At 35.8% G+C, this 2891-nt stretch carries 3 protein-coding genes; 2 read left to right on the forward strand and 1 reads right to left on the reverse strand.

Translation table 11 applies throughout. The features are described from left to right. Positions 1-333: 333 nt before the first annotated feature. Complete coding sequence (locus ACED46_RS21590; RefSeq protein ID WP_371722426.1) at positions 334-864, forward strand: hypothetical protein; 531 nt, start codon at positions 334-336, stop codon at positions 862-864. Positions 865-1120: 256 nt separating this feature from the next. On the opposite strand, the gene ACED46_RS21595 is transcribed toward ACED46_RS21590, so the two are convergent. Beyond that, entirely contained in the window at positions 1121-2206 is a 1086-nt protein-coding gene (locus tag ACED46_RS21595; protein ID WP_371722427.1) for a hypothetical protein, read from the reverse strand. A gap of 243 nt (positions 2207-2449) precedes the next feature. Between ACED46_RS21595 and ACED46_RS21600 the strand changes: the two genes are divergently transcribed. Beyond that, the gene (locus ACED46_RS21600) at positions 2450-2722 is read left to right on the forward strand and encodes a hypothetical protein (protein WP_269995477.1); all 273 of its coding nucleotides are present in this window, start codon (positions 2450-2452) and stop codon (positions 2720-2722) included. Positions 2723-2891 lie beyond the last annotated feature (169 nt).

The raw sequence follows: 2891 nt of genomic DNA on the forward strand, positions 1-2891 counted from the left end.
AAGCCTTTTTTCTATCTAAATAAACAAGTTAGCTCTTAAGATCCTGTCTATGAGAACATCCTAAACAACTAAAAAATAGACATTTTTAGTTAGGGGTTGTGCCCATAGTTGCGTGCTTCAGAAAAGTTGACTTTGTGTAAAATCTGGCTTGTTAAAATCTACTAAGTCGATGGCTATTCAATTCGTTCAAAAATTAAAAGCCTATATTTATGATACAAGGCTCACAAATTAGATGCAAGTTGTATAGTGTTCCGACTTTATGCAATATGATGAGATCATTTTAATAACTCTATATACCTGAGTAACCTTATGTCGTTATTTAAAAAAATATTCATGTCAGAAAATGAGAAAGTCAATAGTAGACTACTTCAGTGTTTTATTGATAATTATCATGAAAGTGAGGAGTTTGTAGATTATTGCTCAATTTTTGGAGTCAATCGAGGCTATATAATAGAAGATCTGCAAGATAACTTGACTATTTTACTTGACAATCCCAGTTTTTATAAAAAATCGGGGATAACTCTTAGAGAAAACATTCAAGAACACTTACTTGATTATCATCTATCGAGGTATCTACTGACGAATGAATACTTGGATAAACTTGTTCTAAAATACAGTCAAGAGGTATTTGTTGATGAATATGGTGATTTAGACAAGTCGCAATTTAAAGAATCCATTTCAACTTTTCAAAAGAAGAGAAGAGTTGATATAGTTGAGTTTATATACTCAAAAGACGTTTTTGATCTATATGAAACTGAAACAAAACAATCTCTAATAACAACATGTAATTTAGATACTTGGATAGAAAGCCATTTGCTTAACTTGGTCGAACTTTATGTCACTACTAACCTCCTAGAAGACTGAATAGCCACTGAATTATTAGTCAATAACTAGTCCATGAGTCGAGCAGCCCCATAATGCAACATTAGGAAGGTTGTGGTTTACAACGAGAAATGTGCAAAAAGGCGAGCGTACGGTTAAAAGTAATCAAATGAAAAGGATGCGAATGAGTAAGAGGTCTAAGCAACTTTGGAGCACAAACGTTTTAGAGTCGTAGCACTAAGGCGCTCTTGTCCCAGAGTGTACTATCCAGCATTTTGGCAAAGTCATGACTGATATCTTAGTAATAATTTACATCTAGTTCGTTTAGTATCCTTAGGAGTTTCTTTCTCGCATTAATCACTGATTCCGCTTGATACTTAAAGCCTATATTTGTGAAAAACTCTGCTACACACTCTGCTGCGTCATACAAGGTTTCAACCTGTTTCTTACCTGATTCTCTTCTCTTCCACATAACTTCTTTAGTCTCATAAAGCCTGTCACAAAACAAACCTACGAATAACATTGATATCATGCTTTTATTTTTTATAACTTGTCTTTTATAAGTCTCAGAACGTATGTTGGTAGGCAGGTAGTATGTGTATATATCTTTTAGGGTTTTTATCGGCATTTGTTTCTTGAATAGATATGACTTTATATACTCCATAGTGGCATCAAACATAGCTTCGTCAATTTCTTTTGGTAAAGCGACAAGGTGGAAACCTTGCATTGTATGTCCTTCAATCACTGATAATGATTCATCACCATCGTAATAGAAACCTTCTATACATGAACCGAGTGCTAAGTTTTTTTCGGTCATGGAGTTCCAGTCATCAATCGCCATCTGAGCTTTATCTGGTTCTATCTCTTCATTCAGTAAAGACTCATTGCTATTCCAGTATTGTTTCTGTTCTTCACTCATACTAGGCGATAAATTTGGAGAGAAATTTGCGTCTGAAATCATTCGATGCCAAAGAAAGTCTACATAAATTTTGAGAGTTTCATGGGGATAACTTTCCCCTTTGTTCAATATGGTACTCCAAGATAGGCTAAGTGCTGGCAGGACACCTCTCTCGTCACGAGTCATTTCCCAAATATAATTTATAGTCGCTTCATGCTCCTTTGGATACTTTTGAAAAAAACTACGCAAATACCCCTTGTACTCATAAACACTTCCACAGTGGCGCATAGCTATCAAATCAAATAAAGCTTCTCTAAAGCGTAACTCATCTCCTGCTTCAAAGGGCAGTTCGCTATTTTTCTTCAGCATATCAAATATCGAGTCAAAGGATTCTTTTAGTGCCTTAACTTTTTCATACCATCCATTTTTCACGGCCTGCCAAACAACTATCTCAGATGTCAATCGCTCGTCGATGAAGTCAATCATATTTTTTTCGTGTGGGGGTATTCGTGGCATAGCTGCTCTTCCTAAATTACAAACCAAAAACAAATCAATTTATCAAGCATTGCTTGGGGTGCCTTTTGCGTACCTAGCAATACTGATTGGTTCATCATATATTAAATCTGACGAAAAGATGAATATCCAAATTCAAAAATGAACTTTCAGAGTGATAAGAGACGCCGCTTTGAAGTTTTATAAATCCAACTGTGTCTTATGAGGAAACTAGAAATGGCTGTAGGTAGACATTATCGCGCAGAATGTGAACTACGCGCTGTAGACAGGATGAAACGCTATAATATTAGTGAAACTGAACTCGTACTAGAAGTTTCACAGGATATTCCCGGAGAAGATAGGCTAGCAGCTATGTCACAAGCGATTGGAATGGTACGTTCAGTTCAGAATATAAACGACGGATCAACTCCACTAAAAAATTCAGTTGATAAAATTTTGGCAAATAGGAAAAAGCTTGGGTTAAATCTCGATGGTACTGTTCCGGCTTAATCTATCAATACTCCTTTAATCACTAACTAGCTAAGTATCTCTATTTAGCTAGTTATCTTCTAAACGGGAATGAATAAAAACTGTAAGCGTGTCACGAACCCCGCATTCTAATCCTTCAGCACGAAGAATAAGATCATCTCTCCAACCCAAAGGAGAGTTGAAATGGCAA

Origin of the sequence: Vibrio sp. 1S139, assembly GCF_041439475.1 — a bacterium.
Lineage (GTDB): Bacteria > Pseudomonadota > Gammaproteobacteria > Enterobacterales > Vibrionaceae > Vibrio > Vibrio crassostreae_C.

Coding starts and splice junctions, on each gene's coding strand:
- ACED46_RS21590 (WP_371722426.1), top strand. CDS start 334: ATGTCAGAAAATGAGAAAGTCAATAGTAGACTACTTCAGTGTTTTATT.
- ACED46_RS21600 (WP_269995477.1), top strand. CDS start 2,450: ATGGCTGTAGGTAGACATTATCGCGCAGAATGTGAACTACGCGCTGTA.
- ACED46_RS21595 (WP_371722427.1), bottom strand. CDS start 2,206: ATGATTGACTTCATCGACGAGCGATTGACATCTGAGATAGTTGTTTGG.